This window comes from Bacillus sp. 275 (assembly GCF_001999205.1).
Taxonomy (GTDB): Bacteria; Bacillota; Bacilli; order Bacillales; family Bacillaceae; genus Bacillus; species Bacillus velezensis.
The window spans coordinates 146,171-163,670 of the sequence record NZ_CP019626.1 but is presented as its reverse complement, the minus strand read 5'-3'; the positions used below and the strand labels follow the sequence as shown (position 1 = coordinate 163,670).

Sequence of the window (17,500 nt, the reverse complement as noted above, 5' to 3'; positions counted from 1 at the left end):
CCTTTGGTCGGTTTTAAATTCTCTGAAAAAAGAGTTGAAAAAGCGGAAAAGATTTTATAATATGAAATCAAGTTAGTTTGTTCGATCAACAAACTAATAAAACCACTTTAATTGTCCATCATGTAAAGGTCTTAAATGGGAGGGGGATAAGAGGCTCGATTTAATTGGAGGTATATAAAAAGCGAAAGCCAAGCTTTTATCCTGTTCACTGCTATCTGATCACCATTTGGATGTTGAAAATGCTCTGTGAAAGTAAACCGCTATCATTTTTTTGAAAGCGCTTTTATAAGCCGCTCACTGGCCGATAATTTTAAAGAAATGTTATACCATTTCATCATGTTCCTTATGTAAAGGATCGAAAAGGGGAGAAATCATGCTCAGTGAAAATGTAAAGAAGATCAGCATGGTTGAAAAAGTTGGATATGCGTCTGGAGATTTTGCATGTAATTTAATTTATGCAACAGTGTCTACGTATCTTTTGTTCTTCTATACAGATGTTTTTGGTTTATCGGCAGCAGCAGCCGGTACGATGTTTTTAGTGGTTAGAATCATCGACGCTCTCGCTGATCCTTTTATCGGAACAATAGTTGACAGAACAAACAGCAGGTTTGGCCGCTTCAGACCGTATCTTTTATTCGGAGCTTTTCCCTTTGTCATATTGGCCATACTCTGTTTTACAACCCCGGATTTTTCGGATATGGGGAAATTAATATATGCCTATATCACCTATGTCGGCTTATCGCTTACATATACCATGATAAACGTGCCATATGGCGCGTTAACATCTGCAATGACCAGAAATAATCAAGAAGTTGTTAGTATAACGTCTGTCCGTATGTTATTTGCAAATCTTGGAGGACTTGTCGTTGCATTTTTTGTTCCCTTACTGGCTGCTTATTTAAGTGATAATTCCGGCAGCGAATCTCTTGGCTGGCAGCTAACCATGGGTATTATGGGAGTTATAGGCGGGTGCCTTTTAATCTTTTGTTTTAAAAGCACAAAAGAGCGTGTCACGCTTCAAAAATCGGAAGAAAAAATTAAATTTTCGGATATATTTGAGCAATTTCGTGTTAATCGGCCTCTAGTTGTATTAAGTATTTTCTTTATTATTATTTTTGGAGTGAATTCAATCAGTAATTCGGTTGGCATCTATTACGTAACGTATAATTTAGAAAGAGCGGATTTAGTGAAGTGGTACGGTTTGTTGGGAAGTTTGCCTGCTTTGGTCATTTTACCGTTTATTCCAAAGCTTCATCAATTATTAGGGAAGAAGAAATTACTAAACTATGCATTATTACTGAATATGATCGGCCTCTTAGCTTTACTTTTCGTTCCGTCAAGTAATGTATTCCTGATACTTTCCTTTCGATTGCTGGCCGCTGCAGGAAGTCTCACTGCCGGGGGATATATGTGGGCGCTTATTCCTGAAACAATAGAATATGGAGAGTATAAGACCGGGAAAAGAATGGGCGGTCTCATATACGCTATTATCGGATTTTTCTTTAAATTCGGCATGGCCTTGGGAGGGGTTGTACCGGGTTTGGTTCTAGATCAGTTTGGATATGTGGCAAATCAGGTGCAAACGCCGGAGGCATTGACGGGAATTTTAATTACAACAACCATTATCCCCGTGTTCTTACTGGTTCTGGCCTTGATTGATATTAATTTCTATAACTTAGATGAGAAAAAATATAAAAGCATGGTTCGAGAATTAGAGAATAGAGACAAAGTTTATTTGGATCATATTGACGATTTCAAAGCTTAAAACATGATGAGTCAACAGAAAATAGCTGAGGAGGAGTTCAAAATGAAGATTATCAATCCAGTACTTAAAGGATTCAACCCCGATCCGAGTATTTGCAGGGTTGGAGAGGATTATTATATCGCTGTATCTACATTTGAGTGGTTTCCGGGAGTCCAGATACACCACTCAAAAGATTTAGTCAATTGGCACTTAGTTGCACATCCATTACAGAGAGTTTCGCAATTAGACATGAAAGGAAATCCTAATTCAGGCGGGGTCTGGGCGCCATGTTTAAGTTACAGCGACGGAAAGTTTTGGCTGATCTATACGGATGTTAAGGTTGTAGATGGCGCCTGGAAAGATTGCCACAATTATTTAGTGACTTGTGACACGATTGATGGTGATTGGGGGGAGCCGATCACATTAAACAGCTCGGGTTTTGATGCTTCTTTGTTCCATGATACGGATGGGAAAAAATATTTATTAAATATGTTATGGGATCAGCGTATTGATCGGCACTCCTTTGGAGGCATTGTCATGCAGGAATATTCTGATAAGGAGCAAAAACTAATCGGTAAACCGAAAGTGATATTTAAAGGAACTGAAAGAAAGCTGACGGAAGCGCCGCACCTTTACCGTATCGGGAACTATTATTATTTATTAACCGCAGAAGGAGGAACGCGGTTCGAACATGCTGCTACAATTGCCCGCTCTGCAAATATTGAGGGTCCATATGAAGTTCATCCTGATAATCCTATCTTAACGTCATGGCATGCGCCGGAAAATCCGCTGCAAAAATGCGGACATGCATCCATTGTACAAACACATACAGGCGAGTGGTATTTAGCTCATTTAACGGGACGTCCCATTCACCCGGACGATGATTCAATTTTTCAGCAGAGGGGATATTGTCCTTTGGGCAGAGAAACTGCTATTCAAAAGCTCTATTGGAAAGATGGCTGGCCTTATGTAGCAGGCGGAAAAGAAGGGAGCTTGGAAGTGGAAGCGCCTTCTATACCTGAAACAATGTTTGAAGAAACCTATCCGGAAGTTGATGAATTTGAGGATGCAACATTAAATATTAATTTTCAAACGTTAAGAATTCCGTTTACGGAGAAATTAGGATCATTAACTCAAGCGCCAAATCATTTACGATTATACGGCCATGAATCCTTAACTTCGACATTTACTCAGGCGTTTGTAGCCAGACGCTGGCAAAGCCTCCATTTTGAAGCGGAAACGGCTGTTGCGTTTTATCCGGAAAATTTTCAGCAAGCCGCTGGTTTGGTGAACTATTACAATACAGAGAATTGGACGGCTCTTCAAGTCACGTATGATGAAGAACTTGGCCGTATTCTTGAATTAACGATATGTGATAACTTTTCTTTTTCACAACCGTTAAAAAATAAAATTGTGATTCCTCGTGAAGTCAAGTATGTCTATTTAAAAGTGAATATTGAAAACGAAAAATATTATTATTTGTATTCATTTAACAAAGAAGATTGGCACAAAATCGACATTGCATTAGAATCGAAAAAATTATCAGATGATTACATCCGCGGCGGGGGATTCTTTACAGGAGCTTTTGTAGGGATGCAATGCCAAGATACGAGCGGTCATCATATTCCGGCCGACTTCAGATATTTCCGTTATAAAGAAAAATAATTAGCACATGAAAAAGGAGATTTCTATTTTAGAACTCCTTTTTCATATTAGAAGGTGCCTTTGTCAGTATTGATTCAGAAATACGCCTAGAATAAAAAAACCCATCTTTAAAGATGAGCGTAAAACATAGATGTATGTACATTTCAGTTATGAACCATGTCGAGAAAATGATCAATAACAATAGAGGACATTCCTAGAGCAGGGGCATTCTTTCCTAAGATAGATGGTAATAATTCATAGCTATTGTCTAGTTGGGAATAAACCCTGGATGACACTTCGCTTTTAATTGAATGTAAAACCATAGGATGCGATTCAATGATGCTGTTTCTTAAAATGATGGCTTGCGGATTAAATGTATTTAAAATATTGGTCAGGCCTATTCCTAAATAGAAACCAAAATTCTGTAATGCCTGTAAAGTTCCAACATCATTCAGATGGGCGAGGTCTATGATATCTTGGCTGGACACTTTTTTCTCTTTCGTCTGAAGAGATGTTACTAAAGCCTTCTCTGAAGCATACAATTCCCAGCAGCCTCGGTTTCCGCAACTGCATTTAGGACCCTTAAAGTCTATTGTCATATGTCCCATTTCTCCAGAGAATCCGCCAACCCCTCTATATAAATGATTGTTGATCATAACGCCGATCCCTATTCCTGTACCGATACTTGCATAAATAATGTTATCGTGATTTTTTGCCGCACCAAATACTTTTTCTCCATATGCGCCGGCATTTGCCTCATTTTCAATAAAAACGGGCACATTGAACTTCTTTTGGATGAAAGATTTTAAGTCAATATCTCTCCAGTTGGCGTTCGGAGCGAAAACAATTTTCTGATTTTTGTCAATCAGCCCGGGCGCGCATATCCCTATACCAATAAGACCGTATGGAGATTGCGGCATATTTGCAATAAAGTGATGAATCATCTCAATTAAAATATCTTTAGTGATTTCTGGAGAATTGCATTCCAAATGGTGGTGTTGATCAAGGACGATCGTCCCTTCAAGATCTGTTAAAATGCCATTAACATAATCCACGCCAACATCTATTCCTACGGAGTATCCTGCTTTTTTATTAAAAACAAGCATGACAGGTCTTCTGCCGCCGCTTGATTGTCCCTGACCTATTTCAAATACGAGGTTTTCTTTCATTAATGTGTTTACCTGTGACGAAACAGTTGATTTATTTAATCCGGTCATTTCAGATAATTTTGCTCTTGAAATAGGAGAATTTTTAAGTATTTCGTTTAGTAATAACTTTTGGTTAACTTTTTTGACAAAGGCTTGATCAGCGATATCCACTTCATCCACTCCATTTGTATAATCTTTAAATTAAGTTGAACGTTCTGTGTTATCGTGCGAAACGCAGTACATAGCGAATCCAACCTTTATTATATCTAATGTGTTCGTAAAAAACTAAAAAAAATATTGAAAATACTGATGAGGTTATATAAGATGAAAATAAGTTAGTTTGTTTAGGCAACAAACTAATGTGCAACATGACATAAAAGCATTTGTATTTGAATGATCATTTTAGAATTTATTTTTAAGGGGGAAATCACACATGGCTCACTCTCATTCCGGTTCAGTTAACTATTTTGAAAGCGTAAACAAAGTGATTTACGAAGGGAAAGAATCCACGAATCCTTTAGCATTTAAATACTATAATTCTCAAGAAGTAATTGGCGGAAAAACGATGAAAGAGCATTTGCGATTTTCTATTGCCTATTGGCATACATTTACCGCTGACGGCACAGACATGTTTGGAGCAGCTACGATGCAAAGACCGTGGGATCATTATAAAGGCATGGATCTGGCGAGAGCGAGGGTAGATGCAGCGTTTGAGCTGTTTGAAAAACTGGATGCGCCATTTTTTGCTTTTCATGACCGGGATATCGCACCGGAAGGAAGTACGTTAAAAGAGACAAATCAAAATCTGGATATAATCGTGGACATGATAAAAGACTACATGAGAACCAGCGGCGTTAAGCTATTATGGAATACTGCAAACATGTTTACGAATCCCCGTTTCGTCCATGGTGCGGCGACTTCTTGTAATGCAGATGTATTTGCGTATGCCGCAGCCCAAGTAAAAAAAGGATTAGAAACAGCAAAGGAGCTTGGCGCCGAGAACTATGTATTTTGGGGCGGACGTGAAGGGTACGAAACTTTGTTAAATACCGATTTAAAATTTGAGCTTGATAATATGGCCAGATTTATGCATATGGCAGCGGATTATGCGAAGGAAATCGGGTATACAGGGCAGTTTTTGATTGAACCAAAACCAAAAGAGCCGACCACCCATCAATATGATACGGACGCAGCAACAACCATTGCCTTTTTAAAGCAATATGGCTTAGACAATCATTTTAAATTAAATCTCGAAGCCAATCATGCCACATTAGCCGGACATACATTCGAACATGAATTACGAATGGCGAGAGTGCATGGCTTGCTTGGCTCTGTTGACGCGAATCAGGGTGATCCGCTTTTAGGCTGGGACACAGATGAATTTCCGACAGATTTATATTCTGCGACATTAGCAATGTACGAAATCCTGCAAAATGGCGGTCTTGGAAGCGGCGGATTAAACTTTGACGCAAAGGTCAGGAGATCTTCTTTTGAGCCTGATGATTTACTATATGCCCATGTTGCAGGGATGGATACATTTGCAAGAGGATTAAAAGCCGCCCACAAATTAATCGAAGATCGTGTGTTTGAAAATGTGATTCAACACCGTTACCGCAGCTTTACTGAAGGGATTGGTCTTGAAATTGCAGAAGGAAGAGCTGATTTTAAAACACTTGAGCAATATGCGCTGAACAATCAGCCAATTAAAAACGAATCAGGGAGACAGGAGCGGTTAAAAGCGATATTAAATCAATACATTTTACAGGTATAACAAATGAAAAAAGAAGCTCCAGATCCCGCTGTAAAAAGATGCAGGCAGCCAAGTTCCCGGAATTGCCCGTCATGAAGTTACTGTTATGGCGGGCCAATTCAATGGGGATCTATTTAGAGAGGAAGGAGTGAAAAAATGAAGTATGTCATTGGAATAGACCTTGGAACGAGTGCCGTTAAAACCATTTTAGTCAATCAAAACGGCAAGGTTTGTGCAGAAACGTCCAAAAGTTACCCGCTCATCCAAGAGAAGGCGGGATATAGTGAGCAAAATCCTGAAGACTGGGTGCAGCAAACAATTGAAGCATTGGCTGAATTGATTTCGATATCCAACGTTCAAGCCGGGGATATTGACGGGATTAGCTATTCAGGACAAATGCATGGGTTAGTACTGCTTGATCAAGATCGGCAGGTGCTGCGTCATGCGATTCTTTGGAATGATACCAGAACGACGCCTCAATGTAGCAGAATTACCGAGACATTTGGCGATCATCTGCTTGATATCACAAAAAACCGTGTCCTTGAAGGGTTTACATTACCTAAAATGTTATGGGTGAAGGAACATGAGCCTGAACTTTTTCACAAAACCGCTGTTTTTTTGCTTCCGAAAGACTATGTGAGATTCCGCATGACTGGCGCCATTCATACCGAATACTCCGATGCGGCGGGAACGTTACTTTTACATATGACCCGCAAAGAGTGGAGCGATGAGATTTGCAATCAATTTGGTATTTCAGCGGAAATTTGTCCTCCGCTTGTTGAATCCCATGACTGTGTAGGATCGCTGCTTCCGAGCGTTGCGGCGGAGACTGGGCTGTTGGAAAAAACAAAAGTGTACGCTGGGGGAGCAGACAATGCTTGCGGTGCTGTCGGAGCCGGTATTCTTTCTTCCGGAAAAACATTATGCAGTATCGGGACGTCAGGAGTCATACTTTCCTGTGAAGAAGACAAAGAAAGGGACTTTAAAGGGAAAGTGCACTTTTTTAATCATGGAAAGAAGGATTCTTTTTATACGATGGGAGTCACGCTCGCTGCAGGGTACAGCTTGGACTGGTTTAAAAGAACGTTTGCGCCGAACGAATCGTTTGAACAATTATTGCAGGGAGTGGAATCTGTTCCGATAGGAGCAAATGGACTGCTGTACACTCCTTATTTGGTTGGTGAAAGAACGCCGCATGCTGATTCTTCTATTCGGGGAAGCTTGATCGGAATGGACGGAGCCCACAAAAGAGAGCACTTTTTGAGGGCGATAATGGAAGGCATCACATTCTCTTTATATGAATCAATTGAACTATTCCGCGAAGCGGGAAAATCAGTTGATACGGTTGTCTCTATTGGCGGGGGAGCTAAAAATGAAACGTGGCTTCAAATGCAGGCTGATATTTTCAATACGAGGGTGGTTAAGTTAGAGAATGAACAAGGTCCCGCCATGGGGGCTGCAATGTTAGCTGCCTTCGGAAGCGGGTGGTTTGACTCTCTCGAAGAATGTGCAGAGCAGTTCATTCATGAAGCAGCTGCATTTTATCCAAAAAAACAAAATGTTCAAACATATAAAACACTATTCGAGTTGTATAAGAACATTTACGTTCACACAAAAGATCTCAATACAGCTTTAAAGAGCTTTAGACAAAAATGAAGAAAGAACCTCGCCAAATTGGCCAGGTTCTTTTTATATTGCACAAAAACAGACACGGTGATATAATCAGAACACGCGCGTTTTTTGTGTGAAAAGTCATAGTTATCCATCTTATATTATGATTATATCATGCTGAAAAGCTCTTGTCAAATTTTTTTGAAGGGGAGATATAGAATGAGTTCTTTGGTTCTCGGCATTCACGAAATTGAAAAAACACAGCCTTTGCTCGTTGGAGGAAAAGGGTTACATTTAGGGGAATTATCAAAAATTCAAGGAATACAAGTACCGGAAGGTTTTTGTGTCACAACCGCAGGATATCAAAAAGCCATTGAACAAAACGAAACGTTACAAGCGCTGTTGGATCAACTGACCATGCTGAAAGTGGAGAATCGGGATCAAATTGGTGAAGTCAGCAAAAAAATCCGGCAAACCATTATGGAAACAGAAATTCCTTCAGATGTAGTCAAAGCAGTTGCTTGCCATCTCTCCCGGTTCGGCGAAGAACATGCCTATGCCGTACGTTCCAGTGCGACAGCAGAGGATTTACCGCATGCCTCTTTTGCCGGTCAACAAGACACCTATTTAAATATTACCGGCGTCGATGCGATCTTGCAGCATATCAGTAAATGTTGGGCGTCCCTATTTACGGATCGCGCGGTCATTTACCGTATGCAAAATGGATTTGATCACAGCCAAGTTTATTTATCCGTTATCATCCAAAGGATGGTGTTCCCACAGGCTTCGGGAATTTTATTTACCGCTGATCCGATGACCGGAAACCGAAAGCTGCTATCCATCGATGCCGGTTTTGGACTTGGTGAAGCACTGGTCTCCGGCTTAGTCTCTGCCGATTGTTATAAAGTACAGGACGGGCAAATCGTCGATAAGAGAATAGAAACTAAAAAATTGGCTATCTATGGACGAAAAGAAGGCGGAACAGAAACACAGGAGATCGCTCTTGATCAGCAAAAGATTCAAACATTGACTGATGAACAAATTTTACAGCTGGCACGTATCGGGAGACAGATCGAAGCTCATTTCGGCCAGCCGCAAGATATCGAATGGTGTTTGGACCGCGATACTTTTTATATTGTCCAAAGCCGGCCGATCACAACGTTATACCCCGTTCCTGAAGCGAACGATCAAGAAAATCACGTCTATATCTCTGTTGGTCATCAGCAAATGATGACGGATCCCATAAAACCCCTTGGATTGTCTTTTTTTCTGTTGACGACTGCTGCACCTATGCGTAAAGCCGGCGGAAGGCTATTCGTTGATGTCACACATCAACTGGCATCCCCTACTGTCAGAGAAGTTTTCTTAAAAGGCATGGGGCAGCACGATCCGCTCTTAAAAAACGCACTTATGACCATAATAGAGCGAGATGATTTCATTAAGCCGATACCTGATAAAACGGCACCGATTCCCGGCAAAGGCAATGCAGATATGCCGGAACAAGCTGAAAACGATCCGGCAATTGTTTCTGATTTGATTAAGAGCAGTCAAGCATCGATAGAAGAGTTAAAACAAAACATCCAGACGAAATCAGGAGATGATTTATTTCGTTTTATTTTGGAAGATATCCAGGAATTAAAGAAGATTCTATTTAACCCAAAAAGTTCGGTGTTGATTCGAACCGCAATGGATGCTTCATCATGGATTAACGAAAAAATGAACGAGTGGTTAGGTGAAAAAAACGCAGCAGATACGCTTTCTCAATCTGTACCCCATAATATTACTTCAGAAATGGGGCTTGCGCTATTGGACGTCGCCGATGTGATCCGCCCTTACCCAGAAGTCATTGCCTATTTAGAGAATGTAAAAGATGATCACTTTTTGGATGGGCTGGTGACGTTTGAAGGCGGGCGGGAAACCCGTGACGCTATCTATGCTTATCTCAACAAGTACGGAATGCGATGTGCCGGAGAAATTGATATGACAAGAACTCGATGGAGCGAAAAACCAACTGCACTTGTCCCTATGATTCTTAATAATCTCAAAAACTTTGAGCCAAATGCCAGCCAGCGGAAATTTGAGCAAGGGCGGCAGGAGGCTTTGAAGAAAGAACAAGAGTTATTAGACCGATTGAAGCAATTACCGGATGGTGAACAAAAAGCCAAAGAAACTAAACGAATGATCCGCATCATCCGGAACTTCAGCGGGTTCAGGGAATATCCAAAATACGGCATGATCAGCCGCTACTTCGTTTATAAGCAGGCTTTACTGAAAGAAGCCGAACAACTCGCAGAAGCGGGCGTTATTCATGAAAAAGAAGACATATACTATCTCACTTTTGAAGAACTTCAGGAAGTCGTACGCACACATAAATTGGATTACCAAATCATCAGCACACGAAAAGGCGAGTATAAAGTATATGAAAAACTAGCTCCGCCGCGTGTTATCACGTCTGACGGTGAAATCGTTACAGGCGAGTACAAACGAGAAAATCTCCCGGCCGGAGCGATTGCAGGGCTGCCCGTTTCCTCGGGAGTCATAGAGGGGAGGGCACGGGTTATTTTAAACATGGAAGATGCCGATTTGGAAGATGGGGATATATTAGTTACCTCCTATACTGATCCCAGCTGGACACCATTGTTTGTATCCATAAAAGGCCTGGTCACTGAAGTTGGCGGACTGATGACCCACGGAGCGGTTATCGCGCGTGAATACGGCTTACCTGCAGTTGTCGGAGTTGAAAATGCAACCCAATTGATAAAAGATGGGCAGCGAATACGCGTTCATGGAACAGAAGGCTCTATTGAAATATTATAATAGCGGGGGTGTGCAGCACGTCACCAGATATTTCCCGCATTTTACTAAGAAAAGCCGGAACCTCTTAGAAGAGGAATCCGGTTTTTTTATATGAAAATGACTTAATGTGTGAACACCGCATTTTGTGGACGGACTCTTTTTAAATGAGTGTGGAAGGCCGCTAAGATACCAAACAAAAAAGATTCAGTGACTAAATCTAACAAATGACAATTTTATAAAGGTGAGTAATATCCTTTTTAAGTTCACAACATCTGTAATCCTGATGAATTAAAAACGCCTTAGTTTTTTAACAACTATTTAGGAGTTTTGTTCATGAACAAGTTTTTATCCGGATTGGATTGTTCGCCTCATTCTTCATAGCGGCAATATTTGCGCAGGCAGGGGTGGAAACTCTCCCGCTTACCAGATTACCAGAGTGAAAATAAAAAATGTTTATCTCAGATTGGTTTTTTTAAAAAGTAAAAACGCCATAAAACTTCTTATGGCGTCTGTCCGAACTAAGGGATGCAATGTTTGGGAGACGAATATAAATCGTCAATGTGCTAGAAAAGGAATGCAGCACCTACAATGATTAACAAAATGAACAGCACAACGATCAATACGAAAGAGTTTCCGCCATAATTTCCACCGTAGTTCCCCATATTATTGCCACCTCCTGTTGTTAGGATAGTACATAATATGCCGGACGATAAATTTCGACATAGATTTAAGTCTAAATAAGAAAAAATGGATGTTATGTCTAAAATGAAGAGCTTCTAAAACAATAAAATAATGGGAGGTTAACTGAAAGAGAGAAATGGATGGGACGGTTTGCTGTTTAAAGAGGAGGGATATGGCTAAACATGCAATAAAACTGTGTATGAAAGTGGTGAGCATGAAGTTACTTCATCATGCAGAGTCACATACGAAGAGGTACAGGGAAATTATAGTTAACGAAAATATTCATCATTTCCCGGGCAAGCGCAGTATACGACAAATCAAAACAAATCACAAAGGAACGGAAGGTACGATACAAGGAGGCTGCTTGCGGGTTTGTGGTGCAGATAAAGTTTCCGTTTCAAAAAGGTCGTATGTTTATTCGGAACTTTACGTTTATTCCTGAAGAATGCTTGTAAAAGAAAGTCGGCAAAACTGCCGACTTTCCTAACGGAATTTAGATCTCAACAGATCTCTAAAGAAACCATCGACACTATCACCGGTGCCGCTATCATATTTCAGGATGTATTCTCCTTTTTGGTTAACGCTGAATTCCTGAATGAACGTTTTCCCCGCATTTAATGTCGTGGAGGATATAAGGAAGAAGCTGCCTGATTGAGCGAGGGTATAACGATGCCGGGGCGGCTGCGGATCAACTGAAACGAAGTATATTCCCAGGCAAGGAGTATTTCTTTAACCTGAAACTTTTATAAAGCATTAACGTATTACTTTATAAAGGTAAATAAGGAGGCTTATGAATGGGATTAAAAAATTTCTTTAATACTGAGTTAAAATGCTCTATCTGCGGAAAAACATTAAAATCAGGGGATGAGATAACAGCTTATCTTACACTTCCGAGTGAGAAGAAGATGCCTGTGGGGAGAATGGATAAAGTGTTAAGCAAACACTCTGATAAGGTCTGCTGTAAAAAGTGCAGTGAGTAGGTTTTTAGTGTTATGAGGAACCTCTGGCGGGTTTCCTCATAACAAATATCAACCAATTAAATTAGAAAAAAGCGAAATTGTGATGATTAAAGTAGATAAAGAACTGAGGGATACCAAAGGGATCATTTTTCGTTTACTTTGCTTTTTTGAAGGTTTGTTTAGCTCGTGGATCACTGCACCCCATAAAAGCATGGATGCTAAAATGATAAGACTCATATGTAACAACACTCCTTTGTTTCTATAAATTTTACCATAAATATCACAAGGATGTCGATTGAACGAACATCTCTATAAAAAGAAGATGTTTATCTAAAATTGTTGAGAGATTCAGTGAACTATTATGTAGATTAAATTAGAGAAGTTCGAAAAAGGCCTCAAATTACTCAGTGAAGATGAATATGAAGAGGTTCACAGTTCATATCCTACAATTGCTCAAACGTTCAGTCACATCTGCGCGGTGGATGTTATGTGGCTGCAAGTACTTAAAGGAATAGACATGCAGGAAGCATTGGAAGGTTCTATGGCTTATGCTGAAAGGGCTCATTTATATTCTGCAGATGAATTTGCGGCGTCTTATGAAGAACTGGCTTCACAGTTTGAAGAATGGATGAATAGCCAAACCGATGTAGAACAAAAAATGAACTTAAATAACCCTTGGTTAGGTTACAGAGAAACTGCTTACTCAGAAATTTTATTCCATGTTGCCAATCACGGAACTTATCATCAGGGCAGCATAACAACTATGTTAAGACAGCAGGGCTACGCTTCGGCAATGAATGACCTTGCATTATATTGGTATCAGGATTAGTTCAGAGAGTACTTGCAAAATGCATAACCGCCGAATGATCTGTAGAGCTTCTTTTCTGAACTAAATGACAAAGTCTCATTCAGTCTGGGTGGGGCGCCGAGCAAGAATCGAGATCAAAGGCTGCCGTATCATTCCCGGCAGCCTTAATGATTAGGAAGTAAAATCGATAACCATGCGGCCGGTCACTTTACCTTGCTCCATTTCTTCAAAAATATCATTCACATCTTCAATCGGGCGTTTTGTCACTTTAGGTACAACTTTACCGTCTGCAGCAAATTGAAAAGCTTCCTTCAGGTCTTCTCTGGTACCTACTAATGAACCTACTACCTGAATTCCATCTAACACGAGACGGGGAATATCTAAATCCATTTTGTCCACCGGTAAACCGACAGCGACTACACGGGCTCCTGCTTTTACAACATCAATCGCTTGATTAAAAGGGGCTTTAGAGACAGCCGTGATGACCACAGCATCAAGCCCTAAATCGTTAGTCACTTCTTTTGCTTTAGCGACGGGGTCTTCGTTTAAACTGTTTACAACCGCATCAGCGCCTAAGCTCTTAGCAAAATTCAATTTTTCGTCGCTAATGTCGAAAGCAATTACTTTAGCGTTAAAGACATTTTTTGCATATTGAACAGCCAAGTTGCCTAAACCGCCGACTCCAAATACACCGATCCATTGACCTGGTTTAATTTCACTGACTTTAACCGCTTTATAAGTTGTTACACCTGCACAAGTAATGCTGCTTGCTGCTGCAGGATCTAAATTTTCCGGCACCTTTATTGCATAATCAACCGCTACGATTGCTTCTTCAGCCATTGCGCCGTCAACTGTATAGCCGGCATTTTTTACATCGCGGCACAAGGTTTCACGGCCAGTTAGGCAATATTCACAGCAGCCGCAGCTTTCAAACATCCAGGCAATAGAGACGCGGTCGCCCTTTTTCAGACTTGTTACACCTTCACCGATCTCAGTTACAATGCCTATTCCCTCATGACCTAGAGTGACGCCAGTAACATCCCCGAAATCAGCATTTTTAACATGTAAGTCAGTATGACATACACCACAGTATTCCATCTTAACTTTGGCTTCACCATATCGCAAAGGACGTAATTCTTTTTGTACGATCGCTATACTTTTGTCTTTTGTAGCTACTACTGCTTTCAAATCATGCACCCCTTTCGAATATTAGCAGAAAATTTTTACTTATCTTACAATTTAGCACACTGTTCTTATTTTGAAAACCCTTACATTTTTTGTGGACAAGTGTCTCTACAAAAGTTGAGGGAGCTATGCAGGGGGATTCTATGGATATCATGTGTCATCTCCAAATGCACAGAATTTACATATATACATAAATAGATGCGTTTTCAAAAGAGGCTTTTTTTGAGCGATAAAAAGCTGACGGAAGATAAATTTGACAATCACCGGCTCACTAAGTTTTTGCCCTTTATCAGCCCTAACCCTGCTACATCATGTAATCCGGTTCAAAGATATCTTAAAATCGATAAAACTTCGTTCATAAGTCTGTTTTCCAGCGTGAAAGGAGACGCGAGTTTAAGTAGCGCCAAATACTGCTATTCGTGCGATTGGTTCAAATACAAATCTTCAAGAGGGAGTCATTTTACATGATTTGTTAAAACAATTTGTTTCAGTCAAAGATAAGATGATCTCATTCATGGCCCTTGTTATCTTGGAAATCACACGTTCATCGGACGAAAAGCAAAATGCGAATATCCTGAATTAAATTGATGCATGAGAATTGGCGCTCCACGATGCAAGGCCAGATCAGTTTTGGGAAGAGTCAGATTTCGGTCAGGGATTCGCAAAGGGAAGAGTTAAAAGCTGTTCATCGGATATTTGTGGGGAAGCTGCAAGAAGGGTCGAAGGTGAGCAGGGCGGCGGATTAAAACTGACCTTCCCTCAAATTTTATCCCAATAGGATTGACAGGAGGATACAATCATAAAAATAAAATGATGCTTCGCGAATGAGCCTAAAAGCGGCTCTTTTATGATGCTTCTTTGACGCTTTAATGGGAAACGCAGCACTCATGGTTCTGCTGGATAAGACAACTTTTCTTATACAATTAGCATATTGAAGTTACTTATTTTTACATAACTGTTGGAAATCATCTTTCCATCTGAGATAATAAAATTCATCTTGATTGATTCATGGGGGAGTAAGGATGGGCTGTTTTTATCAAACGCAAACCATTTTACAAACAAATTCCTCAAGCGGTTTTTATAACCGAAGAAATTAGTGCTTTGGATAAACGCTGTAAGAAGGACTCTCTGTTTAAATAAACGAGGTGAAAATCAATGAATGGTATAGAATTCTTAGAATCTGTGTCGCGACTTGGACAACTCATTTTGGTGTTTTCCTGCTACGCCGTTTATTGGAAATTGGGTAAAACGAAAAGGGAGCGAAGACTTACAAAATTCGAAGCTTTGCTTAGGTTCTTTGTAATGTTTGGTCTATCCGCATGGGGGCTGTCGTTTCTTGCTTTGAATTTGTGGTCGTAATCTTTCTGCCGATATTTGAGCTTAAACTGCAGAGAATTACACTGGCAGGATATGATTTTACCCTTAGTGAAAAGAATTTCACGGGTAATCATTTGAACTTGAGCGCGGCTGATAAGGTGAATGGTGATGCAAACAGAAATCATTACTTATTGATCACAAAAGGAGCCGGCTGCGGAGATGTGTGGATTAAAGGCTTTTACGGATTCGAACACGATGAGCCGGATGCAGATTGGTGAGCGATATACAGTCAAGGTATTTCCTTGACCTTTTTTAATGGCAATAAAATTTCTGGATATTAAGATAGTGAATTGATGATCTGCCAAAAAAACATAGATCTTTTAAAGTGATGGATATATACTGATTTTAAACAATAGGAAAAAAATGAGAAATGTATTTTTATAAAAAGCAGGTGAAATATATGGGAGCGGCGTCTTGGAGCAAAAGTCAAAGCTATACTTACACATTGGCTTTTTCAAGTTTGTCGTATGGTTTGATCTTCGGGCTATATATGTTTGTATACTCGGGTTTTGTGCCATTTGCATTGGTTACTGTAGTTATCATTGCTTTTTACGCATTTATTATTTACTTTTTGTTTGCTGTTCCTGTGCAACTATGGTTAAGAAAGAAGCCTAAAAAGTTTAGTTTGGTTCATCTTTTCATTTATACAGCAGTCGCTTTTTTAGCTGTGTTCTTGTTCTGGTACATAGATAATCCGCCAATTGATTTCACAGTTTTCAGAATGCCCATTTATTACATAATGAGCATTGTTGCTGCGTTCATATATTGGTTCTGGGACTCTATATTTCTGAGAAATTACAATGTTCACTGCAAGTAAAGCTGATGTTTCCAAAAGAAAGCGGGTGAGGAAAAATGGAGTACATTGAGTTGACTAGGGACAATATTGATGACAATCATATTTGCTGTGCATTAGGTACGAAACAATATGAGGATGCGGTAAATGAAAAGAAGAGCTGGCTCAAAGATCGGATGATTGATGGCTTGGTGTTCTATCGCCTAAACGAACGGGCAAAAGTTTTTATTGAATATTTACCTGCAGAAGAAGCGTGGGTTCCGGTAAGCGCACCTCATTTTATGTTTATTAATTGTCTTTGGGTCTCAGGTAAATATAAGAATAACGGACATGCGAAACACTTGTTAGAAAAATGTGTGTCAGATGCAAAATCCCGCGGTATGGATGGGATAGTTCATATAGTGGGGAAGAAAAAGCTCCCTTATTTAAGTGATAAGCATTTCTTTGAACATATGGGATTTGCTGTGCAAGATGAAGCAGAACCCTATTTTCAGTTGATGTCACTGACGTGGAATGAACATGCACATCCTCCTGTATTTAAAAAACAGGTGAAAAGTAATTTCGTTAATGATGAGGGAATCACAATATTTTATACAGCCCAATGCCCATTTGCAGTCGGATTGTTAAAGGATTTAAAGGAACTGACTGAAAAGAAAGGACTTCATTTTCAGGCCCGGCGAATAACGTCAAAAGATATGGCGCAAAAATCCCCGGCAGTTTGGACGACTTTCAGCGTGTTTTATAATGGGACATTTCTCACTCATGAGATGATGAGCGTGAATAAGTTTGAAAAAAAACTCAATAAGCTTGTAATGGCTTAACTTTGTTTTATTACTATTCCTCGTTTCTATATTCGATACTGAGGGTTTTTCACGAAAATTGTTCAGTACTTTACATCGCGGGCGGCAAATGAATGATTATTGTTTTTGACAAAGATGATAACGTCCATCATTATAGTAAAAATAGATTGAGATAAGTTCTTCAACAAACGAAGAAGTTCTTTT

Annotated in this window: 14 protein-coding genes and 1 pseudogene; 12 read left to right on the top strand and 3 right to left on the bottom strand. The window is 40.0% G+C overall.

Annotated elements, in window-relative coordinates; genetic code table 11:
* Window positions 1-373: 373 nt before the first annotated feature.
* On the top strand, window positions 374-1,765 hold the full coding sequence (locus BZ167_RS00605) for an MFS transporter (protein ID WP_061890624.1): 1,392 nt from the start codon (window positions 374-376) through the stop codon (window positions 1,763-1,765).
* 42 nt (window positions 1,766-1,807) lie between these two features.
* Window positions 1,808-3,409 (top strand): xylan 1,4-beta-xylosidase, encoded by a 1,602-nt coding sequence (gene xynB, locus BZ167_RS00600; RefSeq protein ID WP_060674216.1) that lies wholly within the window; start codon window positions 1,808-1,810, stop codon window positions 3,407-3,409.
* A gap of 143 nt (window positions 3,410-3,552) precedes the next feature.
* On the opposite strand, the gene xylR is transcribed toward xynB, so the two are convergent.
* Window positions 3,553-4,707: a transcriptional repressor XylR gene (gene xylR, locus BZ167_RS00595; RefSeq protein ID WP_015417532.1), complete on the bottom strand. Its 1,155-nt coding sequence runs from the start codon at window positions 4,705-4,707 to the stop codon at window positions 3,553-3,555.
* Between the two features lie 262 nt (window positions 4,708-4,969).
* Between xylR and xylA the strand changes: the two genes are divergently transcribed.
* The 3 genes from xylA (at window position 4,970) to ppsA (ending at window position 10,714) form a co-directional block, all read left to right on the top strand.
* On the top strand, window positions 4,970-6,307 hold the full coding sequence (xylA, locus tag BZ167_RS00590; protein ID WP_077391907.1) for a xylose isomerase: 1,338 nt from the start codon (window positions 4,970-4,972) through the stop codon (window positions 6,305-6,307).
* 135 nt (window positions 6,308-6,442) lie between these two features.
* Window positions 6,443-7,942 (top strand): xylulokinase, encoded by a 1,500-nt coding sequence (gene xylB, locus BZ167_RS00585; RefSeq protein ID WP_077391906.1) that lies wholly within the window; start codon window positions 6,443-6,445, stop codon window positions 7,940-7,942.
* 174 nt (window positions 7,943-8,116) lie between these two features.
* Window positions 8,117-10,714 carry a phosphoenolpyruvate synthase gene (gene ppsA / locus BZ167_RS00580; protein WP_061860574.1) on the top strand — a complete coding sequence of 866 codons (2,598 nt, stop codon included), beginning with the start codon at window positions 8,117-8,119 and terminating at the stop codon, window positions 10,712-10,714.
* A 542-nt stretch (window positions 10,715-11,256) separates the two neighbouring features.
* Here the strand turns inward: ppsA and BZ167_RS00570 are convergent.
* On the bottom strand, window positions 11,257-11,355 hold the full coding sequence (locus tag BZ167_RS00570) for a YjcZ family sporulation protein (RefSeq protein WP_072589120.1): 99 nt from the start codon (window positions 11,353-11,355) through the stop codon (window positions 11,257-11,259).
* Window positions 11,356-12,168: 813 nt separating this feature from the next.
* Between BZ167_RS00570 and BZ167_RS00560 the strand changes: the two genes are divergently transcribed.
* Window positions 12,169-12,354: a hypothetical protein gene (locus BZ167_RS00560; protein ID WP_003154035.1), complete on the top strand. Its 186-nt coding sequence runs from the start codon at window positions 12,169-12,171 to the stop codon at window positions 12,352-12,354.
* Between the two features lie 346 nt (window positions 12,355-12,700).
* Window positions 12,701-13,162 carry a DinB family protein gene (locus tag BZ167_RS00555; protein WP_051058659.1) on the top strand — a complete coding sequence of 154 codons (462 nt, stop codon included), beginning with the start codon at window positions 12,701-12,703 and terminating at the stop codon, window positions 13,160-13,162.
* Window positions 13,163-13,312: 150 nt separating this feature from the next.
* On the opposite strand, the gene adhP is transcribed toward BZ167_RS00555, so the two are convergent.
* Window positions 13,313-14,329: an alcohol dehydrogenase AdhP gene (adhP, locus tag BZ167_RS00550; protein ID WP_077391905.1), complete on the bottom strand. Its 1,017-nt coding sequence runs from the start codon at window positions 14,327-14,329 to the stop codon at window positions 13,313-13,315.
* 608 nt (window positions 14,330-14,937) lie between these two features.
* Here adhP and BZ167_RS20690 point away from each other — a divergent pair.
* The 5 genes and pseudogenes from BZ167_RS20690 to BZ167_RS00525 form a co-directional block, all read left to right on the top strand.
* Window positions 14,938-15,044: pseudogene (locus BZ167_RS20690) on the top strand (DNA polymerase); the annotation flags it as partial.
* Window positions 15,045-15,481: 437 nt separating this feature from the next.
* Window positions 15,482-15,685 carry a hypothetical protein gene (locus BZ167_RS20420; RefSeq protein WP_017417852.1) on the top strand — a complete coding sequence of 68 codons (204 nt, stop codon included), beginning with the start codon at window positions 15,482-15,484 and terminating at the stop codon, window positions 15,683-15,685.
* Window positions 15,686-15,777: 92 nt separating this feature from the next.
* A complete protein-coding gene (locus BZ167_RS20415; RefSeq protein ID WP_007611678.1) occupies window positions 15,778-15,921 on the top strand; it encodes a hypothetical protein in 144 nt (47 codons plus the stop codon).
* Window positions 15,922-16,103: 182 nt separating this feature from the next.
* Window positions 16,104-16,520, top strand: a complete 417-nt coding sequence (locus BZ167_RS00530) for a UPF0715 family protein (RefSeq protein ID WP_039254920.1) — start codon at window positions 16,104-16,106, stop codon at window positions 16,518-16,520.
* Window positions 16,521-16,555: 35 nt separating this feature from the next.
* Window positions 16,556-17,317, top strand: coding sequence for an N-acetyltransferase (locus BZ167_RS00525; protein WP_077391903.1), 762 nt, complete (start codon window positions 16,556-16,558; stop codon window positions 17,315-17,317).
* Window positions 17,318-17,500 lie beyond the last annotated feature (183 nt).

What these genes read in the sequence shown, in the direction of transcription:
- xylA (WP_077391907.1), top strand. Translation starts at nt 4,970, where the DNA reads ATGGCTCACTCTCATTCCGGTTCAGTTAACTATTTTGAAAGCGTAAAC.
- BZ167_RS00525 (WP_077391903.1), top strand. Translation starts at nt 16,556, where the DNA reads ATGGAGTACATTGAGTTGACTAGGGACAATATTGATGACAATCATATT.
- BZ167_RS00570 (WP_072589120.1), bottom strand. Translation starts at nt 11,355, where the DNA reads ATGGGGAACTACGGTGGAAATTATGGCGGAAACTCTTTCGTATTGATC.
- BZ167_RS00560 (WP_003154035.1), top strand. Translation starts at nt 12,169, where the DNA reads ATGGGATTAAAAAATTTCTTTAATACTGAGTTAAAATGCTCTATCTGC.
- xynB (WP_060674216.1), top strand. Translation starts at nt 1,808, where the DNA reads ATGAAGATTATCAATCCAGTACTTAAAGGATTCAACCCCGATCCGAGT.
- BZ167_RS00605 (WP_061890624.1), top strand. Translation starts at nt 374, where the DNA reads ATGCTCAGTGAAAATGTAAAGAAGATCAGCATGGTTGAAAAAGTTGGA.
- BZ167_RS20420 (WP_017417852.1), top strand. Translation starts at nt 15,482, where the DNA reads ATGAATGGTATAGAATTCTTAGAATCTGTGTCGCGACTTGGACAACTC.
- ppsA (WP_061860574.1), top strand. Translation starts at nt 8,117, where the DNA reads ATGAGTTCTTTGGTTCTCGGCATTCACGAAATTGAAAAAACACAGCCT.
- xylB (WP_077391906.1), top strand. Translation starts at nt 6,443, where the DNA reads ATGAAGTATGTCATTGGAATAGACCTTGGAACGAGTGCCGTTAAAACC.
- BZ167_RS00530 (WP_039254920.1), top strand. Translation starts at nt 16,104, where the DNA reads ATGGGAGCGGCGTCTTGGAGCAAAAGTCAAAGCTATACTTACACATTG.